A 23,748-nucleotide genomic window follows, 5' to 3' on the forward strand; every position below is an offset into this window, starting at 1 on the left:
CACCGTGAGCACGACCGTCACCCCCACCGACCCCGCGCCGCCCCGGCTCGGCGAGCCCGCCGCCGTGCCCGACGAGCGGGCGCTCCGCGCGGCGCGAGCCCAGGAGGCGCGGCTCGCCGCCCCCCGCCGGGTCACGCTCGGGTCGGTGGGCGTGACGGTCGCGCTGGTCGCCGTCGTCGTGGTGCTCGCCCTCGTGGACGTCACGCAGGGCACCGCCGACGTCGGCGCCCGGCAGGTCTGGCAGGCGCTGACCGGCACCGCGACGGCAGGTGACGCGTCCGTGGTCGTGGCCTCGCGCCTCCCGCGGATGGTCGCCGGCCTGCTGGTCGGCGTCGCCCTCGGAGCCGCCGGGGCGGCCCTGCAACAGATGAGCCGCAACGTCCTCGCCTCGCCCGACACCCTCGCCGTCAACGCCGGCGCCTACGCGGCGCTCGCGGTCGCGGCCGTCACGGGGCTCAGCCTGCCCCTGCTCGCCTCGTCCGGCGTCGCGTTCGTCGGCGGGCTGCTCGCCGCGGGGCTCGTGCTCGCGGTGTCCGGGCTGGGCGCCGGCACCGTGCGGCTCGTGCTCGCCGGCAGCGCCCTCGCCCTCGGCCTCGCCTCGGTGACGAGCGCCCTGCTGCTGCTCTTCCCGCAGCAGACCGCCGGGCTCTACGCCTGGGGCCAGGGCAGCATCTCGCAGAACGGCTTCGACGGCGTCGTCCAGCTCGCCCCGGTGATCGTCGTGGGGCTGCTCGTGCTCGTCGCGATGAACGTCCGCGTGGACGCCCTCGCGCTCGGGGACGACGCCGCCCGCAGCGTCGGCGTCGACGTCCGCACGACCCGCGTGGTGACCGTCCTCGCCGCCGTGCTGCTCTCGGCCGCCGCCGTCACCCTCGCGGGGCCGATCGGTTTCGTCGGCCTCTGCGCCCCCGCCCTCGTCCGCCTGCTGCGTCGGGCCGTGCCCTCCGTCCGCCGCTTCCTCGTCTTCCTGCCCCTCGCGGCCCTGGCGGGCGCCGCCCTCGTGCTCGGCGCCGACGTGCTGCTGCGCGCCCTGGTCGGTGCCGAGACGTCGGTCCAGGTGCCGACCGGCGTCGTGACCTCGCTGCTCGGGGCGGTCGTCCTCGTCGTGCTGGCCTTCCGTGCCCGCGACCACGGCGGCGTCACCCCGACCGACCGGCACCCCGTGGTCTCCCGCCTGCGGTTCGTGGTCGTCGTCGTGGTCGTGCTCGCCGCCCTCGTCGCCGTCGTCCTCGGCTCGGTGCTGCTCGGCGACGCCAAGCTGCTGCTCGGCGACGTCGCCAACTGGGTGGCCGGTCGGTCCGGCCGCGTCGTCACCTACGTGCTCGACACCCGCGTCCCCCGGGTCGTGGCCGCCCTCGCCGCGGGGGCGGCGCTGGCGCTCGCCGGCACGCTCGTGCAGGCCGTCACGCGCAACCCGCTCGCCGAGCCGGGCATCCTCGGCGTGACGGGCGGAGCCGGCCTCGGGGCCGTGCTGCTCGTCACCACCGTGCCGCTCGCGACCGGCTGGGGCATCGCCGGCGCGGCGTTCGCCGGAGCCGTCGTGGCGGCCGTCGTCGTGTTCGGCCTCGCCTCCCGCGGTGGCTTCCCGCAGAACCGGCTCGTGCTGATCGGCATCGGCGTCTCGACGGCGACGGCGGCCGCGATCAGCCTGCTGATCGTCCTGACCGACCCGTTCAACGGCGCGAAGGCGCTGACCTGGCTGTCGGGTTCGACCTACGGCCGCACCCTGGACGACGCGCTGCCGGTGTCGCTGGTGCTCGTGGCCGCGCTCGTCGTGGTCGTGCTGCTGCGCCGTCGCCTCGACCTGCTCGGGGTGGACGACGACACCCCGCGCCTCCTCGGGGTCTCGCTCTCGCGGTCGCGCCTGGTCTTCCTGTCGCTCGCCGTGCTGCTCACGGCGACGGCCGTGGCCGCCGTGGGCGTGGACGGATTCGTCGGACTCGTCGCCCCGCACGCCGCCCGGTCGCTGGTCGGACGGCGGCACGCGCGGGTGCTGCCCGTGGCCGTGCTGCTCGGCGCGGTGCTGGTCTGCGCCGCCGACGTGCTCGGCCGCACGCTGATCGCCCCGGCACAGCTCGGCGCCGGCCTGCTGACCGCCGTGATCGGCACGCCGTACTTCGTCTGGCTGCTCTGGCGCGGGCGGGCCTCCGCGAGCTGACGCCCCGGCGCGCTGACGCCCTGCGCCCCGGCGCCCCGACGCCTCGACGCCCGGCGCCCCGCCGCCCTGGCCGCCCTGGCGCCCTGGCGCCCTGGCCGGTCGAGTGGGCAGAAAACGTCCTTCCCGCCTCGACGAAGGACGTTTCCTGCCCACTCGACCCGCGCCTCCTGGGGTCGGGACGTCAGGAGGCGCGGCGCAGCACCCGGAGCAGCACCAGCCCCGCGACGCCCCCCGCCAGGTACCCGAGCAGGTCGGTCGCCACGAAGGTGGAGCCGAGCACCCACGCGGCGGGCGGGAACGCGTCGGCGGCGGCGGCGGGCAGCCCGGTCAGTTGGAGCAGCTCGATGCCGACCGACGCCGCGGTGGCGGCCCCGGCCGCGACGGGGGCTGCCAGGCGCGGGGCGACGAGGCGTGGGGCGACGAGCGCGAGCAGCAGGGCGAGCAGCACGGTGTAGAGCGCCGAGCCGAGCAGGTCGCCCGTCAGCCCGGGGACGGCGAGCTTCGCGACGACGCCGAGGGCGACGGTCGCCGCCGCCGCGACCGCCGTCAGCAGCCGCGCCCGCGCCCGCAGTCGTCGAGCATCCCCCGGACCTGCGGCCCGCGGGTCGAGTGGTCCCGAATCGTCCTTGCGCACAGCGGGAGGGACGCTTCGCGACCACTCGACGGGCGGCGTCACGAGAGGCACCCGGTCTGGACGACGAACGACAGGCCGTCGGCCGACCGCCCGTCGGCCACCCCGGCCACAACCGCAGCCACCACCGACGTCGCGATCGCCCGGCGCAGGGTTGGAGAGGTCATCCGTCGAGCCTACGAACGGGCGAGCCGGGTCGCGTCCGTCTCGGGGACCACGCCGCGCGCCGGGAGGACGACCCCCCCCGCCGCCTGACCGACATGTCTCATCTAGGATCGTCCCTGGGGCCGGGCACCGCCGGGTCACGGCCCCGGGCAAGAGTGAAGCCCACGACCGCAGCAACGATCGTGGGCTTCGTTTGTCCTCCGAGTGGAAGACCAGGGATGCTAGCAATCCCGAGTTCACTACTCGGTCGATCGTAATCCAGGTCCTCCTGGATTGCATCCCTGGCACCTTCCGCTCCTCGTGTCCGCCGGCGCGCACACCAGGAGGTGATCCTCATGTCGAAAGACGCCGAGGGCCAGCCCAGGAAGACCGTGCCGTGGCTTCAGATCGCGACGTTGTTCGTGACCGTGGCCCTGCGTCACGGGGGCGTTCCTCGCCGACGCGACCCGCGCCTCCTGGGCGGTGGAGCTCAGGAGGCGCGGGTCGCGTGCTGCAGGTCAGGCCGCGTCGACGACGCGCGAGACGTCCGCGCCGACGCGCTCGCCGGCGACGGTGCCCGTCAGCCCGGCGCTCGCCAGGAAGCGGTCGGCGGTGCGCAGGCCGAGGGCCATGATCGTCAGGGCGGGGTTGGCGACGACGGCACTCGGGAAGACCGAGTTGTCGGCGATCCAGAGGTTCGGCACGTCGAAGCTGCGCCCGTCGGGGTCGACCACGGCCGTCGCCGGGTCGGTGCCCATGCGGCAGGTGCCGATCGTGTGCGCCGTGCGGGCCAGGACGCGGATGTCGCGGCCCCCGGCCGCCTCGACGATCGCGGTCATCGTCTCGACGGCGTGGTCGTCGATCGCCTTCTCGTTGTCGCCGGGCGTGAAGGTGACGACGACCTTGGGCATGCCGAACTCGTCGACCTCGTCGGACAGCGTCAGGCGGTTCTGTTCGCTCGGCAGGCACTCGGCGTTGATGCCGACGCCGGCCATGAAGCGGTAGTCGTCGAGCGCCTCCACGAGTTCGGGGCCCCAGAGGCCGGCACCGCGGGCCAGGGTCGTCGCCAGCGTCAACGGCATGGCGCCGAGGCTCTGGATCAGGTAGCCGCCGACGAAGTCGACGCCCTCGGGCCGCATCGTGTCTTCGGTGATGATCGACGACGGGTAGCCGCGGTAGCCGCGCATCTCGGTGTCGAAGGTGCCCCAGACCTGCGTCGCGCCGTGGGCCATGAAGTTGCGACCGACCTGGTCGCTGCTGTTGGCGATGCCGGCGTGCAAGAGCAGGCGCGGGGTCTCGACGCCGCCCGCGCAGAGGAAGAGCGCGGCGGTGCGCTGGCGGTGCTCGACGCCGTCGCGGACGTAGACCACGGCCGACACCTCGCCGGCCTCGTCGAGCTCGATGCCCGTGACCATCGACTCGGGGCGGATCTCGGCCCCGTTCGCGACGGCCATCGGCAGGTAGCTGGTGTCCATGCTGACCTTGGCGCCGCTGCGGCACCCCTGGTGGCAGCTGCCGCAGCCGACGCAGGCCGGGCGGGTGCCGACGTGCTCCTGACGCCAGTCACGGCTGACCAGGGCCGCCGGGGCGTCCGTGGCCCGGATGCCCAAGGCCTCGCACCCGCGGATCATCATGTCGCTCGACGCGTTGCGGGCGGGCGGCGGCATCAGGTACGACCGCGACGGGTCCCACGGGTAGTCGGCCGGGCCGGAGACGCCGACGAAGTGCTCGACCTCTTCGATGTACCCGATCAGCTCGGCGTGGTCGACCGGCCAGTCCTCGCCCTTGCCCGTGAGGGACTTGAGCTTGAGGTCGCGCTCGTCGGGACGGGGGGTGAAGGCGCCCCAGTGCAGGGTCGAACCGCCCACGCCCTTGCCGCTGTTGTTCTGGCCGAACGCGGTCGGGGTCTCGCCGCCGCTGAGGCGCTCGTCCATCCAGTTGATCTTGACGGCCTCGATCTCGTCCTGCGTGTACTCGTCGGGCTCGAAGTTGCGGCCGGCCTCGAGCGCGACGACCGAGAGGCCCTGCAGGGCGAGCTTCGCCAGGATCGGGGCGCCACCGGCGCCGGTTCCGATCACGACCGCGTCGACGACCTCGGACTCGTCGTAGGTGCGTTGTCCGTCGAGCTTCATCGGGTGACCTCCATGGCTGGTTCCCAGCCCTCTCGTTGGCCGGCACCGAGCCGGCTGAATCCTTGCAGGGCGCGACCGGCACGGCCGTTCGCGAAACCGTCGAAGCCGATGCGTTCCATCGTCGCGGGGTGGGCGAGCCAGAGCTTGACCAAGTCGACGCGGCAGTCCTCGAACCACGCGGTGAGCTGCTCGACCGAGAAGGGGTGTGCCTCGTCGGGGCTGGGTTGCCCCGTGCGCCCGGGGGTGCCGCCGGTCATCCCGGCGTCGTCCTGGTCGCCGCCGTGGTGCGAGTCGCCGCCACCGCTGTCGCCGACGGTGCCGAGGGCGTCGTCGGGATCGCCCGCGACGATCGCGGCGAGCCGCTCGTCCTGCTGCTCGTAGGTCAGGCCGGTGAAGTCGGCGAGGGCGTCGAGGCCCAGCGCGTAGGCCTCGGGGTCGCTCGGCAGGTCGGCGTTGCGCCAGCCGTCGCCGTAGCCGGCGGCGAGCTGGGCGTCGACCCGCGCGGCGAGGTCGACCGAGTGGTCGGGGTCGTCCTGCGGCACGACGCGGGAGGCCACGGCACGCAACGTGGTCAGCTGCGCCTCGGTCAGCACCTGTGGGACGTAGCGCGGGTCGTCGGCGACGGCGCGCCGGGCGAGGATGCCGCGGGTGTTCGAGGCGGTGCGGCTCGAGGCGATGACGCGGGCGAAGTCGTCCGACATGACCGGCGCCCGCCCCGCGTCGTCGCGCCAGAAGTCGAGGATGGCCGAAGCGACCTCGGTCGGGCGCTCGAGCGGCAAGAGGTGCCCCGCGCCGTCCAGGGTGAGGTGCGTGGCACGCGGGTAGACGGCGCCGTTCAGGCGACGCTGGGCGTCCTCGCCCAACGGCCCGTCGGCGCCCCCGGCGACGATCAGGGCGGGCACGTCGAGGGTGCCGACCTCGGCCGACCAGTCCTCGCGGCTGCCGCGGTCGAACCATGCGGTCCACGCCTCGGGGGAGGTGCGGTGCAGGTCGGCGAGGGCCTGGTCGTCGAGCGGCGTGGCCAGGGGAGCGCCGACGTTGTCGTCGACGAAGCTGCGGGCCGTGTCGGCGTCGAGCGGGCCGTCGGCGGCCGCGGCGATCATCTGCTCGCGGTTCGACTCGCTCATGGGCTCGGGTGACGGCGGGGACGCCGCGAGCAGCACGACCCCGGCGAGGCCGAAGAGCCCGCCCTGCCCGGCGAGCGTGCGCGCGGCGACGATCGACGCGATCTTGCCACCCATGCTGTGACCGACGAGCAGCCAGCGGGTGGCGCCGTGCCGGCGGATCTGCCGGGTGACCTGACGGACCATGTCGTCGACGGTCACCCCGTCGGCCGTGGTGGCGTCGCCGAAGCCGGGCAGGTCGAGGGCGACCACCTCGACGTCGTCGCCGAGCGCCTCGGTGACGGGACCGTACTCGAGCCGGCTCATGCCGAGCGCGTGCAGGCAGAACAGGGTGGGGCGTGTGGTGGTGTCGCTGGTCACTCGGACTCCTCGGAGAAGACGTGGGGCCGGGCGACGACCCCCGTCGTCCCGGCGGACTCGACGCTACGGCGCGCCACCGTCATCGGGCCGAATGAGGGCGTGCGGACCGTGCCGGTGGTACGACTGATTGCCCACCGCGGGTGGTCCCGACGCTGGGAGGCGTACCCCGAGGAGGCGCGGGCGGCGGATGCTCAGGAGTCGCGCCTTGTGCCCGCCCCGCCCGCCCGGGAGGATGGGCGGATGGAAACCGTCATCATCGCCCTCATGGTCATCGGGTCGATCGTCGTCATCTTCGGCATCGTCTTCTTCCTGGTCGCGGCGGTGCTGCCCACCCGTGCGCCTCGTGCCGACCGCCGGGGCCGCGGCGGACGTCCCGCCGCCCGCACCCGCTAGTCGGGGCCCGGGGTACGACGATGGACGAGGGACTCGTCGTCCACCTCCAGCGGTGCGCCGCCCAGCTGGTGACCCGCGACGAGCTCCGTGATCGGTTCGACCTCGCACGGACCGTCACGCACGCGGCCGACTTCTCGCGCCGATCGGCTGCCGAACGCGCGGCCGACGAACTCCGCACGGCGGGCTACGACGCGACGGTCACCCGGCACGGTCTGCTGGGGGCAGATCTCCGGGCCAGCCGGGAGGACGCGCTCGACGACGACCGCGCCGTGACCTTCACCCGAGAGGTGTTCGACGTCGTGCAGCGATCCGGCGGTCGGTACGACGGCTGGAGCGCCGAGGTCATCGCCGAAGCCCAGGCCTGACCCGCCTGCACCCGCCTGTGCCCCCGGGTCGCACCACCGAGGTGGCGTCGAACCGCCGATGTGCGTGGTTCGACGCCACGTCGGTGGTTCGACATCGCTCCCGCCCTACGGGACGATCGCGTCGACGTAGCCGCCGTCGACCCGCAGCGCCCCGCCCGTCGTCGCCGAGGCGAAGCGCGAACTCAGGTAGACCACCATGTTGGCGATCTCCTCCGGCTCGATCAGTCGCTGGATGAGCGACTGCGGCCGGTGCTTCAGCATGAACTCGTGCTGGGCCTCGTCCCAGGGCAGGTCGTCGCCGACCAGCTCGCGCACGAACTCCTCGACGCCACCCGTGTGCGTCGGCCCGGCGATGACGCTGTTGACCGTCACGCCCGAACCGGCGGCCGCCTTCGCGAACCCCCGCGACACCCCGAGCAGGGCCGTCTTCGACACCCCGTAGTGGATCATCTCGACCGGCGTCACGATCGCCGAGTCGCTCGCGATGTACTGCACCCGGCCCCAGCCGCGCTCCATCATGCCGGGCAGGTAGGCCCGCGTCAGACGCACGGCCGAGAGCACGTTCGTCTCGAAGTAGCGGCGCCACTCGTCGTCGTCGATGCTCAACGCGTCGGCCGAGCCGAAGACGCCGAGGTTGTTCACCAGCACGTCGACCTCGGGGAAGGCCTCGACCGCCGCCTGCGCACCCGCCTCGGTGGCCAGGTCGGCCGCGAGCGTGACGACCCGCGCCTCCCGGGTCCCGGCGTCGAGGGCCGCGAAGGCGGCGTCGCCGGCCAGCGAGTCGAGGAGGCGCGCTCGGGCCGCCCCCGTGGTCTCCGTCGAGCGTCCGTTCACGATGACGCGGGCCCCGGCGGCGGCGAGCCCCCGGGCGATCGCGAAGCCGATGCCCTGGGTCGAGCCGGTGACGAGTGCGGTGGTGCCGTCGAGTTCGATCTTCATGGGACCATCCTGCTCGCCGGCGCCCCGGGTGCCCACCCGACCTCAGCGGCGGCGCGGCACGACCATCGGCGACCCGGTCACGGGGTCCGGCACGACGACGCAGGGCAGGTCGAACACGTCGGTGACGAGCTGCTCGGTCAGCACTTCGGCCGGGGTGCCCGTCGCCACGACGTCGCCGTCGGCCATCACGATCAGGTCGGTCGCGTACCGCGCGGCCTGGTTGAGGTCGTGCAGCACCGCGACCACGGTCGTGCCCTGCCCGTGCAGTCGGGCGAACAGGTCGAGCAGGTCGTACTGGTGGGCGATGTCGAGGTAGGTCGTCGGCTCGTCGAGCAGCAGCACCGGCGTCTGCTGTGCGAGCGCCATCGCGACCCACACCCGCTGGCGCTGCCCGCCCGACAGCTCGTCGACGGGCACGTCGACCAGCTCGGTGAGGTCGGTCTCGGCCAGGGCCGCGTCGACGGCCTCGCGGTCGGTGCCGGTCCACTGCCGGAAGAGACCCTGGTGCGGGTAGCGGCCGCGTGCGACGAGCTCGGCGACCGTGATGCCGTCGGGTGCCGTCGAGGTCTGGGGCAGCAGGCCGACGATGCGGGCCACCTCCTTCGCCGGCACGCCCGCGAGCTCGCGTCCGTCGAGCAGGACCGACCCCGACCGGGGCTTCAGGAGGCGCGCGAAGGCCCTCAGGAGGGTCGACTTCCCGCAGGCGTTCGGCCCGACGATGACGGTGAACGAGCCGTCGCGCACGTCGGCGTCGACGGCCTCGCTCACCGTCCGCCGGTCGTAGGCGAGGTGCGCGCCGCGGGCGACGAGGCGGGAGGGGCGGGTGTCGTCGGCGTTCACGCGGACCTCCGGGATTCCGAGACGAGCAGGGTGATCAGGTAGACCCCGCCGATCACGAGGGTGACGAGGCCGACCGGCACCGGGTTGGCGGTCACGTGCTGGGCGACGAGGTCGGCGACGAGCAGGAGCACCCCGCCGACGAGACCGCCGGCGACGAGCGGCACCCCGGCCGACCGCACCAGGCGTCGGGCCAGCTGCGGCGCGGCCAGGGCCACGAACGCGATCGGCCCGGTGCTGGCGGTCACCACGGCGGTCAGTGCGACGCCGACGACGACGAGCGCCAGGCGCGACCGCTCGGCGCCGAGGCCGTGCGACCGGGCGGCGTCGTCGCCGAGCTCGAGCTGCCGGAGGGGACGCGACAGCCCCATGACCAGCGGGGTCAGCACGACGAGCAGCACCAGCGCCGGGACGAGCTGCTTCCAGCCGACCAGCGCGAGCGAGCCCGCCCCCCAGAACGACGCGGTCAGGGCGACCTCGTTCTGCGCGCGCAGCAGCAACCAGCTGTTGACCGAGTGCAGCAGGGCCGTGACGCCGATGCCCACGATGATCAGCCGCAGCCCGTGCACGCCGCGACGGTAGGCCAGCAGGTAGACGACCAGCGCGGTGACGAGCCCGCCGATCAGGGCGCCGGCCGCCGTGCCGATCGTCGAGGCCGCACCCGACACGATGACGACGATCGCCCCGGTGTAGGCGCCGGTCGAGAAGCCGATCACGTCGGGCGAGCCCAGCGGGTTGCGGGTCAGGGACTGGAAGACGGCGCCCGAGACGCCGAGTGCGGCGCCGAAGACGAGGGCTGCGAGGACGCGCGGCAGCCGCCAGTTCAGCACGATGGTCGAGGCGAACCCGTCGCCGCCGAACAGCGCCCGCACGACCTCGGGCGGACTGAGCGGGTAGTCGCCGATGCCGAGGGCGACGATCGCGACGACGACGGCCACCACGACGAGCGTCAGCGTCGCCGTGCGTCGCCGCCCGCCGGTCGAGCGCCACGAGCGCAGGAGGCGCGGGCCGACACCCGGGGAGGTCGACGTCGTCCGCGTACCCGACGACGTGCCCCTGCCCCGGGTCGGGCGCGTGTCCGGCCCCGTGTCCCGGGTCACGCGCCACCCACCCGTCGGCGTCGGGCGATCGCGATGAGCACGGGGGCGCCGACGGCGGCCGTGACGAGGCCCGCGGCCAGTTCGCCCGGGGGAGCGACCACGCGGCCGAGGACGTCCGCGAGCAGCAGCAGCACCGGCCCGAGCACGGCCGAGAGGGCGGTGATCCACGGCTGGCTGGGCCCGACGACGCCGCGGGCGGCGTGCGCGACCATGAGCCCCACGAACGCGATGGGCCCGACCACCGCGGTCGCGCCTCCGGCCAGCAGGGTGACGACGACCAACGAGACGACGCGCACGGCCGGCACCGAGACGCCGACCGACGCGGCGTGCTCGTCGCCGAGCGCGACGGCGTCGAGCGGGCGCGAGGCGATCAGGGCGACGACGACACCGGCCGCCACGAAGGGCAGCACCGTGAGCACGGGCTCCCAGCCGCGGTCGGCGAGCGAGCCGACCTCCCACGCGCGGACGGCGTCGAAGCGGCGGGGATCGGCCAGCACGATCGACGAGGTGATCCCCGCGAGCACCGACCCGAGCGCGAGGCCGGCGAGGGTCAGGCGGGCGGGACCACCGCCTCCTCGTCCGGCGCCGCCGATCAGGGCGACGGCGACCGTCGCGACGCCCGCGCCGACGAACGAGAACCAGACCCAGCCGCTCGCCGAGGTGACCCCGGCGAAGCCGACCGCGAGGGCGACGGCGAAGGCGCTGCCCGAGGTGACGCCGAGGATGCCCGGGTCGGCCAGCGGGTTGCGCGTCACGGCCTGCACGACGGCCCCGGCGACACCGAGCCCGGCGCCGGCCACGATCGCGGCGACCGTCCGCGGCAGGCGGAGGTCGAGCACGGCGGTCGCGTCGGCGGTGTCGCGGCTCGCGGCGCCGGTGAGGATGCGCAGCACCTCGTCGAACGCGACCGGCCGCGCGCCGACGGCGAGGCCCAGCACGACGGCGAGGGCCAACAGGGCCAGGGCGGCCACGAGGGCGAGGAGGCGCGTGCGAGTGCGCCGGGAGCCCCGCGTCGGTCGCGGGGCACGGCCGACCGTGAGCGCTCGGGGCATCGCCATGATGATTAGCTTAGGCTACCCTCACTTGGAGTCCGGCCGGGTGGCGCACGTCGCCGTCCAGGCCCGACCCCCGCACCCGACCTTCCGCCCGACACCACGTCACAGCACCGACGTCACAGCCCTGAGGAACACATGCGCAAGACACTCTCGATCGCCGCCGCCGTCGCGGTCGCCACCCTCGCCCTGGCCGGCTGCTCGGCCGACGCCGACCCGGACGACGCCGCCGGCGGCGGAGCCTCGGGCGGATCAGGCGCGTTCCCCGTCTCGATCGACACGAAGTTCGGCGAGGTCACCATCGACCAGAAGCCGACGCGCGTCGTCGCGCTCGGTTGGGGCGACGCCGAGACGGCGCTCGCGCTGGGCGTGCAGCCCGTGGGGGCCTCGGACTGGCTCGCCTTCGGTGACGAGGCCGACGGCGTCGGCCCCTGGGCACAGGGTCTCTACGACCAGGCCCCCGAGATCATCGGCACCCTCGAGCCCTCCTACGAGGCCATCGCGGCCCTCGAGCCCGACGTCATCCTCGACACGAAGAGCTCGGGCGACCAGGAGCGCTACGACCGTCTGTCGAGCATCGCCCCGACCGTGGGCGTGCCCGAGGGAGGCGACAGCTACCTGACCGACTTCGAGGACCAGATGGAACTCGTCTCGAAGGCACTCGGTGAAGAGGCCAAGGGTGAGCAGCTCGTCGACGAGAACGAGAAGGCCGTCGAGGCCGTCGCCGACGCCCACCCCGAGTGGAAGGGCAAGACGATCACCGCCGCCACGAAGACCAGCGAGGGCTGGGGTGCCTACGTCGAGGACAGCGAGCGGGTCGAGCAGCTCGAGGAGCTCGGCTTCGAGCAGAACCCCGCCATCTCGGCGCTGTCCCCGAACGCCGGTGGCTTCTCGGTGTCGATCTCGAGCGAGCAACTCGACCAGATCGACGCGGACGTCATCGTGGCCTTCCCGATCTACATCGACACGACCGAGATCACGGACGACCCGCAGTGGAAGGCCCTGTCGGCGGTGCAGGACGGCCACGCCGTCGTCATCGACGGCGACGTCGCCGCGGCGTACTCGCTCGGCTCGGCGCTCTCGCGCCAGTACGCGCTCGACCAGCTGGTGCCGCTGCTCGAGGGCGCCACGGAGTAGTCGCTGCACCCGTGCGGGCCGAATCGCTGCAGAGGGTGAAAGATGTTCTGGTGACCCACGAGCTGCACGACCTGATGACCCCCGAGAAGAACGTCCAACGCATCATGTGGACCGGCACGATCTGGTTCGTCGCCGCGGTCGGCAGCGTGGCGGTGGCCCTGGGGCTGCTGCTCGCGACCGGCTGGCGTCCCGCCCTCCTCTCGGCCGGGCTCGCGACGTTGTTCTGGGTCGGTGCCGCGCTGGTCGCCCTGAGCGTCGGGCTCATCGGGTGGTCGGGCTGCCCGATCCTCGAGGTCGACGTCCCCACGGCCGACCGCAACAAGACCCGCACGATGCAGGCCGGCACGATGCTGTTCATCGTCGGCGGTGCGGCCGCCCTGCTCGCCGTCCTGCTCGGCCCCGCGAGCTGACGCCGACGCCCCGCGAGCTGAGCCCCGCGAGCTGAGCGGGGGACACCTCACGACCGCCCGTGACTAGGGTGGCGCGAATGAGCGAACACGAGTCCCCGACGACGGCCACCGCCCTGCCGGGCCCCTCCTGGACCGAGCACGTCGTGTGGTGGCACGTGTACCCCCTCGGGTTCGTCGGGGCGGACACGACGGGAGCGGACCGCTCGCCGGCACCGCGCCTCCTCGATCTCGTGCCGTGGCTCGACCACCTGGTGGCCCTCGGCGCCAACGGCCTGGCCCTCGGGCCGGTCTTCGCGTCGTCGACCCACGGTTACGACACCATCGATTGGTTCGCGGTCGACCCGCGCCTCGGCACCGAGACCGACCTCGTCACCCTGATCGAGGCCGCCCACGCGAAGGGCGTCAAGGTCATGCTCGACGGCGTCTTCAACCACGTCGGCCCCGAGTTCCCCGCGCTGGTCGAGGCACGTCGCGACCCCGACTCGAGCGCCGCCTCCCTGTTCCGGCGCGAGGACGACGGCAGCCTGGGCACCTTCGAGGGGCACGGCGGGCTCATCGCCCTCGACCACTCGTCGCCCGAGGTCGCCCGCACGGTCACGGACGTCCTGACGTACTGGGCCGACCGTGGTGCCGACGCCTGGCGGCTCGACGCCGCCTACTCGGTGCCGTCGTCGTTCTGGGCGACCGTGCTGCCGCCGCTCCGCGAACGGCACCCCGACGTGTACGTCGTGGGCGAGGTGCTGCACGGCGACTACGCGGCGGCCGTCCGTGACGGAGGCCTCGACTCGGTGACCCAGTACGAACTGTGGCAGGGCGTCTGGCACGCCCTGGCCGAGGTCAACCTGTTCGAGCTCGAGTGGGCGCTGCAGCGCCACGACGGGTTCCTCGACGACTTCGTGCCGCTGACCTTCGTCGGCAACCATGACGTCACGCGCATCGCCAGCCAGATCGACGACGACCGCCACCACGCCCACGCGATCGTCCTCCTCTTCACCCTCGGCGGCACGCCCTCGGTCTACTACGGGGACGAGTTCGGCCTGCGAGCCGTCAAGGAGGCGCGGGTCGGCGGCGACGACGCGGTGCGTCCGGCGTTCCCCTCGACGCCTGCCGAGGCTCCGGGTGCCGGCGTCCCGGACGCCCTCCCCGAGGTCCTCGCCCTGCACCAGGAGCTGATCGGCGTGCGACGCCGGCACCCGTGGCTGCACACCGCCCGCAGCCGCACCGTGTCGGTCGCGAACGAGTCGCTCGTGCTCGAGGTCACGGGCGCCGGGGCGGGCCGGTCGCTCGTCGTCGCGCTGAACCTCGGCGACGACGAGCTGCGCGTGGCCGACCCGGCCCCGGGCGAGTGGGTGGCCGGCCGGGACGCGGGCCTCGACGGCGACGTCCTGTCGGTGGGGCCGCACGGCTGGGCGGTCGTCGCGCGCGCCTGACCCGGCCCGCGCCTCCGGGGTCCCTCCGACGCTCGTGGGCATCCCCTGGGAGTCGCGACGAACCCGGCCGGGCCGTCGCTACCGTGCCACGCATGGCTAAGACACGAGAGCTACTCATGACCTCGACCCTCGCCGTCGGTGCGCTGGTCGCCGCCACCGGATGCACCTCCGACCCCGCCGTGACGGCCCCGACCGCCGCGGCGACCGGCGTGCCGAGCGCCCCCGCGACGAGCGCGACCCCCGCCGGTTCCGAACAGGACTCGGCCGAGCAGGCGATCGTCGTCCGCTACCTCGACGCGATCTCGGACGGAGACACGGCGGCGGCCTGGGCCCTGCTGACCCCCGAGGCGCAGCAGTTCTACGGCGCCGAGCGGACCTTCGCCGAGTACTCGCCGGTGGACGGCACGGTGACGCCCGACGAGGCCTCGGTCCTGGTCGACGCCGACCTGGCCGTGGCCGAGGGGCCCGAGGGCGCGTTCACGCTGGTGAGCGCCACGACCGACGACCTCGCCGACGCCTGGATCGTGCGCGAGACGGCCGACGGCCTGCGCGTCGACGACGCCGGCGTGCCGCCGACCGGCGACTCGGTCTACGAGTGGGACAACCCGGCCGTCGGGGCCGAGGACCAGAGCGCAGGAGGCGCGGTGTACGACACCACGGCCCCCGCGTCGATCTCGTTCGCCAGCCCGTTGAGCCAGGACCAGACCGAGCCGAGCGTCGTCGGCTACCCCGACACGCTCTGGGCCTTCCTCGACGGTCAGCAGCTGCCGTCGATCGAGGCCGTGTCGGCCGGATCGGGCAAGCGCTTCACGACCGAGATCGGCGAGTCGAGCGGGGCCGGCCGCGGCCTCACCGTCGTGTGGCAGACGGGCGACGACTCGCTCGGCTGGCGCAGCAGCACCGTCGTGCTCTGAGCCCTGCGCTCTGAGCCCTGGCCCGGCGGGACGTCCGCCGCGAACCCCGTTCACGAAGACGAATTCCGTTCAAGCAGGGTTCATCTTCGTGAACGGGGTTCGTCGTCGGGAGGCGGGGAGCGCTCAGCGGCGGCGCAGCAGGGCCATCGCCTCGAGGTGCGGCGTCTGCGGGAACATGTCGAACACGCGCGCGGCGACCACGTCGAACGACGGCATCGCGTCGAGGTCGCTCGCCAGGGTGACGGGGTTGCAGCTCGAGTAGACGACGTGCTCGACGCCCGACCCCTCGAGCCAGCCGGCCAGCGTCGCCCCGATGCCGCGTCGCGGCGGGTTGACGATCACGAGCTCCGGAGGCGCGGTGCCGGTACCCGAGGGCCCCGCCCCCGCGGACGCGCCCGTCGCGAACCGGGTCGCGTCGTCGGCCGCGAAGCGCACGTGCTCGAGGCCTGCGCGACGGGCGCTGCCCCGGGCGCTGGCCACCGCCTCCTCGCTGGTCTCGATGCCGACGACCTCGCGGTGCGCGTGCCGATTCGTGCGGCCGGCGCCCGGGCGCGCGACGTGCAGGGCGAAGCCTCCGACGCCGCAGTAGAGGTCCCACACCGTGGCCGGGTCGATCGCGTCGACCCATTCGGCGGCCTGCGCGTACAGCCCGGCCGCGATCGCCGTGTTCGTCTGGAAGAAGCTCTGGGGGCGCAGCTCGAGGTCGACACCGCCGAGGTGCATGGTGAGCGTCTCGCGGTCGGTCAGCACGATCTCGTCGGTGCCCTCGAGCACGGCCTTGTGCTCGGGCAGCAGGTTGACCGACACGACCGCGACCCGGGGCAGGGCCTCGAGCAGCCAGGGCAGTTCGGACCGCAGCCGGGGCAGGGCCTGCTCGCTGCGCAGCACGAAGCGCACCATCAGCTCGCCCGAGGGCGACTCGGTGACGTGCACGTACTTCGCCTCGCCGCGGCGTCGCGGGACGTCGTAGGGCAGGAGGCGCGCCCGGGTCACGAACGCCGCCAGCGTCGGCAGTGCCTCCTGGATGCCCGACGTGTGCAGCCCGCAGCCGCGCAGGTCGACGCCCTGCCCGCGGCCGTCGAGGATGCCGAGCGTCGGCTCGTCGATCGTGCCGCCCACGACCATCTTCGCCTTGTTGCGGAACCCCGACTCGGGGCCGGTCAGCGCCGGCAGCCAGGCCGAGGGCGCATGGCGCTCGCCGAGGAGGTCGCGGACGCGCGCCTCCTTCTCGGCGACCTGAACCGGGTAGGGGCGGTCGAGGAGCGTGCACGAACGGCACAGCCCCGCGTCGAAGTAGTCGCACTGCATGGCGGGCCGAGTCTAGGCGAGGGGCGTGGGGTGGCGACCCGCGCCTCCTCGGCCGGGTGCGGCCGGGTCAGAGCTGGGTGATGCCGCGTACGAGGGCGAGGGTGCTGCCGACGGCCGCGAGCGTCAGGACGAGGATGCGGCCGACCCGGGCCGGGACGACCTTGCTGAGGTGATGCCCGACGAAGGCGCCGACGAACAGCAGGCCGAGGGCTCCCGCCCAGACGGGGACCGGCTCGGACGGGATGCCCTTCGTCAGCACCGAGGTCAGGTTGATCGCCAGCAGGAACACCTGGCCGGTGCCGACGAAGACCTCCCGGGGCCAGCGGTCGCTCGTGGCGTGCACCGTCAGCGCCGGACCGCCGACGCCGGCCGTGACGTTCATGAAGCCGCCGAGGGCGCCCGCGGCCACGGCGCCGACGCGGCCGGGCAGGAGGCGCGCGCGGCTCGAGAACGCCATCACGAGCACCCCGACCAGGGCCAGGGCGCCCACCGCGATGGTCAGCGGGCCGGTCGGGGCGGTCTGCACGACCCATGCGCCGATCGGGATCGTCACGAGGGCGGGCAGGACGAGGAGGGCCGCCGTCCGCCACCGCACCGTGCGCCAGGTGCTCGCCAGCACGACCAGCGCGAGCACGGCGGCGAGGGCGTTGCCGACCGAGACGCCGGCCTCGGGGCCGAGCACCACCACGAGGAGGGGTGCGGCGGTCAGCGCGAAGCCGATGCCCGCCATGCGCTGTGTGAGGGCGCCGACCACGATGGCCGCGGCGGCGAGGGCGAGCGTCAGCGGGGTCACGCCGCCACGCTACCCGGCGTGCTGGGGCGGGCTGCGCCGCGCCGGGCTGTGCCGGGCGTGCGTGCCGGGTCGGCATGGCGCCAGGAGATGGTCACAGCGCCAGGACTAGTCGTGGTGCGGTGGCCATCTCGTGGTGCTGGGTCTGGGGCTGGGGCTGGGGCCGGGGCGCGGGCGGGGCTGAGGCAGGGGCAGGGGCAGGGGCTGGGGCGCGGCGTCAGTAGGGTGGCGGCATGACCGACTCGTCGAAGACCGTCCAGTTGCGCCGCTACGAGCTCGTCGAGGGGGTGCTCGACGACTTCGTCGCGTGGTTCACCTCGACGCTGATCCCCGCTCGGCTGTCCGAGGGCTTCGCGATCGAGTTCGCCTACGCGGACCGTGACGCCAACCAGTTCGTCTGGGCCGTCAGCACGCCCGGCGACGCCGCACGGTTCGCCGAGGTCGAGGCCGCCTACCTGCAGTCCGAGGCGCGGGCCGCGGCGTTCGCCGGCCAGCCCGTGCGGGTGGCGACGCAGCACGTCGCGCTGGTCGAGCCGATCGCCTGACCCGACCGCTGCCCCCGTACGACGTCGCCCCCCGGCGATCCGTGAACCGCACCGCCGTCTGAACGTCGCACCGCCGAACTGCCCGGTGCGACGTTCACCAGGCGGTGCGACACGGGCTGCCTCCGCGTGGCGGGCGCTGACCGAGCGTCGCACCACGGTCCGCGCGTCGCACCACGGCTCGAGAATCGCCGCGTCCGGGGAGTTGCACCGCGGTCTGAGCGTCGCACCGCCGAAATGGGCGGTGCGATGTTCAGCAGGCGGTGCGACAGGGGCGGCCGCAGCGTGATGGGCCCGGCCCGGCCCGGGCACCGCACCGCGGCCCGAGCCCCGCACCGCGGCCCGAGCGTCGCACCGCGGCTCGAGAATGGCGGCGGCCCAGGAGTCGCACCGCGGACTGAGCGTCGCACCGCCGAACTTTGCGGTGCGATGTTCAGCAGGCGGTGCGACAGGGGCTGCCGCCGGGTGAGGAAGAGACGGCGGTGCGGAACGGGCGCCGGCGGACGGAGGCCCGGGCCGCGAGCCCGCGACCCCGAACCCCGAACCCGGGGACCCGGATCGCGGGCCCCGGGCTCAGGGCAGCAGACCCGAACGGTAGGCCCAGACGACCGTCTGCAGCCGGTCGCGGGTGCCGAGCTTGGTCGTGATGCGGGTGAGGTGCGACTTGACCGTGCTCGTCTCGACCACCAGGCGCTCGCCGATCTCGTCGTTGGACAGCCCCTCGCCGAGCAGGCGGACGAGCTCGCGCTCGCGCTCCGTCAGGACGTCGGGCGACGGCTCGACCGCCGATGCCCGCCGGCGTCGGGTGAACTCGGCGATCACCCGCCGCGTGGTGGCACCGTCGATCGCGGCCCGCCCCGATGCGAGTGCCCGCACGGCGCCGACGAACTCGTCGGGCTCGACGTCCTTCAGCACGAACCCGCTCGCACCGGCCTCGAGGGCACCGAACACGTACTCGTCGAGGTCGAAGGTCGTGGCGACGAGGACCGCGGGGGCGCCCGCCGAGCCGACCCGCGCCTCCTGCCCGTCGGCGGTCCAGGGTCCGGCACCGCGGCCGCTGCCCCCGGAGCCACCGCCCTCGAGCCCGACGCCGTCGAACCCGACGCCGTCGAGCCCGCCCCCATCGAGCCCGCCGCCCTCGAGCCTGCCGCCCTCGAGCCCGCCGCCGTCGAACCCGACGCGGGCGTCGACGATCGCCCGCGTCGCCTCGATGCCGTCGCCGCCGGGCATGCGCACGTCCATCACGACGACGTCGGGTCGGGTGCGTCGCACGACGTCGACCGCCTCGCGCCCCCCGGAGGCCTCGCCGACGACCTCGATGCCGCCTGCCGTCTCGAGCACGACCCGGAACCCCGTGCGCACGATCGCCTGGTCGTCGACCAACACGACCCGGATCACTCGGCACCCCCGCCGGTGATCCCCGTGTCCGGCCCCGGCCGGAGCCCCGAGGTGGGCCCCGAGGCGGCCCCGCCGTCGGCCCCGGACGCCGCAGCGGTCGCCGACGGCCCGCCCGCCGGGGCCTCGGTCGAGGCCTCGGCCTCGACCGGCAGCTCGAGTCGCACCCGCCAGCGCCCGTCGGCGGTCGCTCCGGTGTCGAGCCGCCCACCGACCAGGTCGGCCCGTTCACGCATGCCGACCAGCCCGAAGCCGCTGCCCCCCGACGTGTCGTGAACGACGGGCAGGTCGTTCTCGACGACGATCACGAGGGACCCGGCCGTCGCGGTCAGGTGCAGCTCGACCGTCGCCCCCGGCGCGTGCCGACGGGCGTTGACGAGCGCCTCTTGCACCGTGCGGTAGGCCGTCACGTCGGCGAGCGGGGCCAGCGACGGCAGCGTCCCGTCGACGTGCGAGTCGACGACGGCCCCGGAGGCGCGGGCCTGGTCGACGAGGTCGGCCACGTCGCCGAGACCGGGGACCGGCACGGTGCCGCTCGGCCCGTCGCCGGTCTCGCGGAGGATGCCCACGATCGACCGCAGCGCGTCGAGGGTCTCGCGGCCCTGGGCCCGGACGCTGCGGAGGGACTCCTTGGCGCGCTCGGGGTCGCCGTCGACGAGGCGTTCGGCGGCACCGGCCTGCACCACGAGCCCGGTGAGGTGGTGCGCGGCGACGTCGTGCAGCTCACGGGCCATGCGGGTGCGCTCGGCGGCGACCGCGGCCCGGGTGAGCGTCGCCTGGTGCTCGACGCTCTCGGCCGCGCGGGCCCGCGCGTCGCGGTCGTGGGCGCGGCGCAGGGCCACCCACGAGCCGACGGCGGCGCTCACTCCGTTGATCAGCACGGCGCTGGCCACGAGGGCGAGCGCCTCGACCACGACGCCGACCTCGCCGAGCCCGGCGGGGGCGCCCAGCTGGTCCTTGACGATCGCCGACGCCCCGACGGCGGCACCGACGGCCTCGATGCCCACGGCGGCGAGCACCGCCCCGACGACGTCCCGGGTCGGCCGCAGGGTGGCGACCGTGTAGGCCGTGACGACGGGGGCGGCCGTCCACAGGGCGAGGCCGGTCGGCAGCACGGTGAGCAGGGCGGCCTGCAGGACGGCGACCGCGAGCAGGGCCGTGACGGGGCGGACGCGCCGGAGTGCCAGGGGCACGTGCTGGACGAGCGCCAGCACGATCACGGCGACGATCTGGGCGGCCGGGATGCTGCGGTTCGCGCCGTAGAACTCGCCCGCGGCCAGCAGCGTGGCGAGGAAGGCGATCGTGACGAGCGCCCAGACGGCGGCGAGGGCGACGTCGCGGCCGAGCACCGTGTGCACGCCCAGCCGGTCGAGGACGCGGCGCACCGTCGCCATCCCGGGCCCGGCCGAACCGGCCTGCCCGACCGAACCGGCCTGCCCGGCCTGCCCGGCCTGCCCGGCCTGCCCGGCCTGCCCGGCCGAACCGGCTTGGCCGCGCGGACCGCCCGGAGCGGGCGAGGTGTCGGGGGTCGTGGTCACCGTCCGAGCATGCCAGGTGCCGCGGGCCTCCCGGCCCCGGGCCGACGACGGCTGTGCACCGTCGGCCCGGGTGTCGCGCTGGGGGCGGGTCATCAGAAGCTCACGCTCGGGGCGATGAGGCGGAAGCCGAAGGCGAAGCCGGCGAGCACGACGAGCGACGCGAGGACGAGCACGCGTCCGGTCACCACGGCCCAGCCGCGACGGTCGCGCACGGCCCGCCAGGCGACCAGGGCGGCCGGCACGATCGCGACGACGCCGAGCAGCTGCAGTCCCTGGAGGACCCGCAGGGTGACGGCCGACACCTCGGCGAACGACATGGCCTGCACCGCGACGACCGCCCAGCCGACGAGGGCCAGCAGCGTCGACGCCTGTCCCAGACGCGACAGCAACAGGGTGCGGTCGCGGCGACGCGGGGTGGTGGTCGCCGACCCGGTCGACAGGCCGGCCCGGAGGTCCCGACGTCGGCGTCCCACGCCGGCGAGGGCGGTGGAGGGCCAGGCGATCATCGAGGCGAGCAGCACCACGACGGCCAGGACCACGCTCGGCAGCACGGCCGACGCGGCCTGCCAGGGCTGCGCCCGCAGCATGGTGAAGGAGGCGCCCCACGAGATCGCCTCGACGGACGCGTCCCCCTCGGTGTCGGTGGTCCGCGTCGCGAGCAGGGCGTCCCCGCCGACCTCGCGCCACAGGTCGGTCCCGACCTTCTCGTAGACGCCGGTGGTCATGCCGAGGGGTTTCGGCGTGACGGCGACCGTGCCGTCGGAGCGGGGGACGATCGTGGTCTGACCGCTCAGGGCGAGCAGGGCGCCGGGGTTGGTGACGGGGGAGCGCGACGAGAGGTACGTGCCGGCCAGGTCGGCGGCCACGGGGCCGTCGGAGGCGTCGCCGTCGACCGTGCCCGCGCCTCCTCGGCTGGCCGCGTCGGCCGGGTCGGCCGTGTCGGCCGTGCCGACGGTCGCCGCGTCACGCAGGTACCGGTCGGCGAACCCCTGCAGCACCGTGGTGCGCAGGTCGAGCGAGGCCGTGGCCGATCGTCCGCTGCCGTTCATGCTCAGGAAGATGCCGGTGTCGTGCTCGGGGAACATCCGCATCGCCGAGTGGAAGACCTGCGTGTCGCCGTCGTGGCCGAAGGCGGCCAGGCCGGGCGTGCTGTCGTCGAAGAACGCGAGGTCCATGCGCTGGCCGGCCACGAGCGTGCCGAGGTCGTCGGCGTCGAGGGCGGGACGGTGCATCTCGGCGAGCGTGTCGGGCTGCAGCAGCGCCTGGTCGTCCGGCAGGTCGCCCAGCTGGGCGAGCATGAAGCGGGCCATGTCGGTCGCGGTGGCCGACATCGCACCGGCCGGGGCCGCGTTGACGACCTCGGTGGCGACGGCGGGCTTCGAGTCGTCCGGGTAGCCGTGCGCCAGTCGGGCGTCGAGGTCGGCGGGCAGCGGCTGGGCGAACGACGACGAGGTCATGCCCGCACGGTCGAAGACGTCCTGCTGCAGCAGGTCGGCGAACGGGACGCCGCTGACGCGCTCGGCGACGTACCCGGCCAGGGTGGCTCCGTAGTTGGAGTACGCCGGGGTGGTGCCGGGCGTGAACACCTGGGCGGGAGGCGCCTCCGAGACGGCCTCGCGCAGCGTCTTCTCGCTGCCGGGCGTGCCGATCAGCCCCGCGATGACCTCCTCGAAGCCGGCCGTGTGGGTGAGCAGGTGCCGCAGGGTGACGGCGCCCTTCGGGGTGTCGAGGTCGAAGTCGAGGTACTGCTGCACGTCGGCGTCGAGGTCGAGGTCGCCCTTCTCGACGAGCTGCATGATCGCGGTGGCCGAGACCACCTTCGACACCGAGCCGACGCGGAACAGCGTGCGCTCGGGGTCGACCGCCTCGGCGGGCGTCTCGCCGGTTCCCGTGTCGGCCATGCCGTAGCCGCGGGCGGTCAGCACCTTCCCGTCGGCGACGACCGACACGGTGGCTCCCGGGATGCCGGTCGTCTGCAGCGCCGATCCGACGGCGCCGTCGAGCCACGTGTCGACGTCGTCCTTGGTGAGCGAGTGACCGCCGGGCTGGTGCTGAGGCGGTGCAGGAGGCGCGGGGTCGGCGGTCGCGCCCGTCGCCCCGGACGCGCACCCGGCGAGCGTGACGCCCAGGGCGACGACGGCCGCGGCGGCGGCGAGACGGGTCGTGCGGGTCGTGCGGACGAGGAGGCGCGGGTGGCGCCGCCGGGACGGAGGGGCTTCTCGGGTCGGTGTCGTGATCATGCCTCTACGCTCGCGGCTGCGCCGCCGCGGCACCGGGTGCAGGAGTCGGGACCTGCCGTACGACTTTCGTCGTACGGCGGGCGTCGGTGGTCGCGCCTACGGTCGCCGACATGGGCGTGCAGACGAAGTTCGAGAACGCGCGGGCGGCACTGCGCAAGCCGCCGGCCGAGCACCCGTGCGCGATCCCGCCGATCCCGGGCGGGCAGGGGCTGTGGCTGATCCGGCAGGGCGAGGCGGCTCCGCTCGGTTACGTGCGCCAGCGGCCGGTCACGGGCGGCTTCGCGTTCGACGTCTACGCCCACTGTCGCGACGAGGGCGGGCGTCGGCCCTGGTTGCACACGGCGTCGTCGCTGAACTCGGCCGTGGCGTGGACGCTGCAGCACGACGCCGACGTCCGCGCGCTCATCGCCCGCAGCACGGCCGAGCCCGACCCGTGGCCGCCCACCGCGCCTCCCGAGCCTTCCGCCGGTCGCCGCCGCCGCACCCCCTGAGCGCGAGGTCCGACTACACGCGAAGAACCCGGTTTCGAACGATGCACCCAGAAGAATCGGGGTGGATCGTTCGAAACCGGGTTCACGGCTGGTCGGACCGCAGGTGCAGAGCGGGGGGCATGCGGCGCGAGGCGGAAGCGCAAACGGAAAAACCCCGCCCCGTGCGTGAGCACGAGGCGGGGTCCACCGGGATCGCCGACCCCGTCGAGCAGGGCGGGGCCGGTGCGTCGTCACGGAGACGACCCGGGTTCCAGGCCGCACCTCGCGGAGCGGGGTGCGGCCCTGGGGCCGGGCCGGCGGGTAGCCGGCCAGACAGGT

At 74.4% G+C, this 23,748-nt stretch carries 22 protein-coding genes; 9 read left to right on the forward strand and 13 right to left on the reverse strand.

The genetic code is table 11. The features are described from left to right. Nucleotides 1-4: 4 nt before the first annotated feature. Nucleotides 5-2,158 (forward strand): iron ABC transporter permease, encoded by a 2,154-nt coding sequence (locus tag HQQ78_RS14465; protein ID WP_371740419.1) that lies wholly within the window; start codon nt 5-7, stop codon nt 2,156-2,158. Nucleotides 2,159-2,339: 181 nt separating this feature from the next. Here HQQ78_RS14465 and HQQ78_RS14470 read toward each other — a convergent pair whose 3' ends face one another. The 4 genes from HQQ78_RS14470 to HQQ78_RS14480 form a co-directional block, all read right to left on the reverse strand. Next, nucleotides 2,340-2,792: a DUF2809 domain-containing protein gene (locus HQQ78_RS14470; RefSeq protein WP_173154346.1), complete on the reverse strand. Its 453-nt coding sequence runs from the start codon at nt 2,790-2,792 to the stop codon at nt 2,340-2,342. 38 nt (nt 2,793-2,830) lie between these two features. After that, nucleotides 2,831-2,956, reverse strand: coding sequence for a hypothetical protein (locus tag HQQ78_RS16220; protein ID WP_256415795.1), 126 nt, complete (start codon nt 2,954-2,956; stop codon nt 2,831-2,833). A gap of 495 nt (nt 2,957-3,451) precedes the next feature. Continuing rightward, nucleotides 3,452-5,065, reverse strand: a complete 1,614-nt coding sequence (locus HQQ78_RS14475; protein ID WP_173154349.1) for a GMC family oxidoreductase — start codon at nt 5,063-5,065, stop codon at nt 3,452-3,454. Then, nucleotides 5,062-6,549 carry an alpha/beta hydrolase gene (locus tag HQQ78_RS14480; RefSeq protein WP_173154352.1) on the reverse strand — a complete coding sequence of 496 codons (1,488 nt, stop codon included), beginning with the start codon at nt 6,547-6,549 and terminating at the stop codon, nt 5,062-5,064. The genes HQQ78_RS14475 and HQQ78_RS14480 overlap by 4 nt, the downstream gene beginning before the upstream one ends. 240 nt (nt 6,550-6,789) lie before the next feature. On the opposite strand from HQQ78_RS14480, the gene HQQ78_RS14485 reads away from it, so the two are divergent. After that, the gene (locus HQQ78_RS14485) at nt 6,790-6,942 is read left to right on the forward strand and encodes a hypothetical protein (protein ID WP_157485223.1); all 153 of its coding nucleotides are present in this window, start codon (nt 6,790-6,792) and stop codon (nt 6,940-6,942) included. Nucleotides 6,943-6,962: 20 nt separating this feature from the next. Beyond that, nucleotides 6,963-7,307 (forward strand): ribonuclease E inhibitor RraB, encoded by a 345-nt coding sequence (locus HQQ78_RS14490; RefSeq protein WP_123570990.1) that lies wholly within the window; start codon nt 6,963-6,965, stop codon nt 7,305-7,307. Nucleotides 7,308-7,412: 105 nt separating this feature from the next. Here the strand turns inward: HQQ78_RS14490 and HQQ78_RS14495 are convergent, their stop codons facing one another. From HQQ78_RS14495 to HQQ78_RS15630, 4 genes are read right to left on the reverse strand one after another with little or no spacing between them, the layout of a single operon-like run. Beyond that, nucleotides 7,413-8,246: an SDR family NAD(P)-dependent oxidoreductase gene (locus HQQ78_RS14495; protein ID WP_056044436.1), complete on the reverse strand. Its 834-nt coding sequence runs from the start codon at nt 8,244-8,246 to the stop codon at nt 7,413-7,415. Nucleotides 8,247-8,288: 42 nt separating this feature from the next. After that, nucleotides 8,289-9,086 carry an ABC transporter ATP-binding protein gene (locus HQQ78_RS14500; RefSeq protein WP_056044437.1) on the reverse strand — a complete coding sequence of 266 codons (798 nt, stop codon included), beginning with the start codon at nt 9,084-9,086 and terminating at the stop codon, nt 8,289-8,291. Further along, nucleotides 9,083-10,183: a FecCD family ABC transporter permease gene (locus HQQ78_RS14505; protein WP_371740418.1), complete on the reverse strand. Its 1,101-nt coding sequence runs from the start codon at nt 10,181-10,183 to the stop codon at nt 9,083-9,085. Before HQQ78_RS14505 ends, HQQ78_RS14500 begins: the two co-directional genes overlap by 4 nt. After that, a complete protein-coding gene (locus HQQ78_RS15630) occupies nt 10,180-11,241 on the reverse strand; it encodes an iron ABC transporter permease (protein WP_216844344.1) in 1,062 nt (353 codons plus the stop codon). The genes HQQ78_RS14505 and HQQ78_RS15630 overlap by 4 nt, the downstream gene beginning before the upstream one ends. 132 nt (nt 11,242-11,373) lie before the next feature. Here HQQ78_RS15630 and HQQ78_RS14510 point away from each other — a divergent pair, with 132 nt between their 5' ends. The 4 genes from HQQ78_RS14510 to HQQ78_RS14525 all read left to right on the forward strand — a co-directional run bounded on the left by HQQ78_RS14510 (nt 11,374) and on the right by HQQ78_RS14525 (nt 15,126). Next, nucleotides 11,374-12,372 carry an iron-siderophore ABC transporter substrate-binding protein gene (locus tag HQQ78_RS14510; RefSeq protein WP_159828265.1) on the forward strand — a complete coding sequence of 333 codons (999 nt, stop codon included), beginning with the start codon at nt 11,374-11,376 and terminating at the stop codon, nt 12,370-12,372. 50 nt (nt 12,373-12,422) lie between these two features. Next, nucleotides 12,423-12,782 carry a hypothetical protein gene (locus HQQ78_RS14515; protein WP_043595969.1) on the forward strand — a complete coding sequence of 120 codons (360 nt, stop codon included), beginning with the start codon at nt 12,423-12,425 and terminating at the stop codon, nt 12,780-12,782. 77 nt (nt 12,783-12,859) lie between these two features. Further along, the gene (locus tag HQQ78_RS14520; RefSeq protein ID WP_173154355.1) at nt 12,860-14,212 is read left to right on the forward strand and encodes an alpha-amylase family glycosyl hydrolase; all 1,353 of its coding nucleotides are present in this window, start codon (nt 12,860-12,862) and stop codon (nt 14,210-14,212) included. A gap of 92 nt (nt 14,213-14,304) precedes the next feature. Continuing rightward, on the forward strand, nt 14,305-15,126 hold the full coding sequence (locus tag HQQ78_RS14525; protein ID WP_173154358.1) for a hypothetical protein: 822 nt from the start codon (nt 14,305-14,307) through the stop codon (nt 15,124-15,126). Nucleotides 15,127-15,249: 123 nt separating this feature from the next. Here HQQ78_RS14525 and rlmC read toward each other — a convergent pair whose 3' ends face one another. After that, entirely contained in the window at nt 15,250-16,434 is a 1,185-nt protein-coding gene (gene rlmC / locus HQQ78_RS14530; protein WP_173154361.1) for a 23S rRNA (uracil(747)-C(5))-methyltransferase RlmC, read from the reverse strand. 67 nt (nt 16,435-16,501) lie between these two features. Further along, complete coding sequence (locus tag HQQ78_RS14535; RefSeq protein WP_173154364.1) at nt 16,502-17,227, reverse strand: sulfite exporter TauE/SafE family protein; 726 nt, start codon at nt 17,225-17,227, stop codon at nt 16,502-16,504. Nucleotides 17,228-17,457: 230 nt separating this feature from the next. On the opposite strand from HQQ78_RS14535, the gene HQQ78_RS14540 reads away from it, so the two are divergent. Then, nucleotides 17,458-17,769 (forward strand): hypothetical protein, encoded by a 312-nt coding sequence (locus tag HQQ78_RS14540; protein WP_123570983.1) that lies wholly within the window; start codon nt 17,458-17,460, stop codon nt 17,767-17,769. A 570-nt stretch (nt 17,770-18,339) separates the two neighbouring features. Here HQQ78_RS14540 and HQQ78_RS14545 read toward each other — a convergent pair. The 3 genes from HQQ78_RS14545 to HQQ78_RS14555 all read right to left on the reverse strand — a co-directional run bounded on the left by HQQ78_RS14545 (nt 18,340) and on the right by HQQ78_RS14555 (nt 22,939). Beyond that, complete coding sequence (locus HQQ78_RS14545; RefSeq protein WP_173154367.1) at nt 18,340-19,164, reverse strand: response regulator transcription factor; 825 nt, start codon at nt 19,162-19,164, stop codon at nt 18,340-18,342. Further along, entirely contained in the window at nt 19,161-20,699 is a 1,539-nt protein-coding gene (locus HQQ78_RS16505; RefSeq protein WP_371810528.1) for a histidine kinase, read from the reverse strand. Before HQQ78_RS16505 ends, HQQ78_RS14545 begins: the two co-directional genes overlap by 4 nt. A 92-nt stretch (nt 20,700-20,791) precedes the next feature. Continuing rightward, the gene (locus HQQ78_RS14555; RefSeq protein WP_173154370.1) at nt 20,792-22,939 is read right to left on the reverse strand and encodes a serine hydrolase; all 2,148 of its coding nucleotides are present in this window, start codon (nt 22,937-22,939) and stop codon (nt 20,792-20,794) included. Nucleotides 22,940-23,049: 110 nt separating this feature from the next. Here HQQ78_RS14555 and HQQ78_RS14560 point away from each other — a divergent pair, with 110 nt between their 5' ends. Continuing rightward, on the forward strand, nt 23,050-23,430 hold the full coding sequence (locus tag HQQ78_RS14560; RefSeq protein WP_173154373.1) for a hypothetical protein: 381 nt from the start codon (nt 23,050-23,052) through the stop codon (nt 23,428-23,430). The last annotated feature ends 318 nt before the right edge of the window (nt 23,431-23,748 follow it).

The sequence above is a fragment of the Frigoribacterium sp. VKM Ac-2859 genome (assembly GCF_013204925.1).
GTDB lineage: Bacteria > Actinomycetota > Actinomycetes > Actinomycetales > Microbacteriaceae > Frigoribacterium.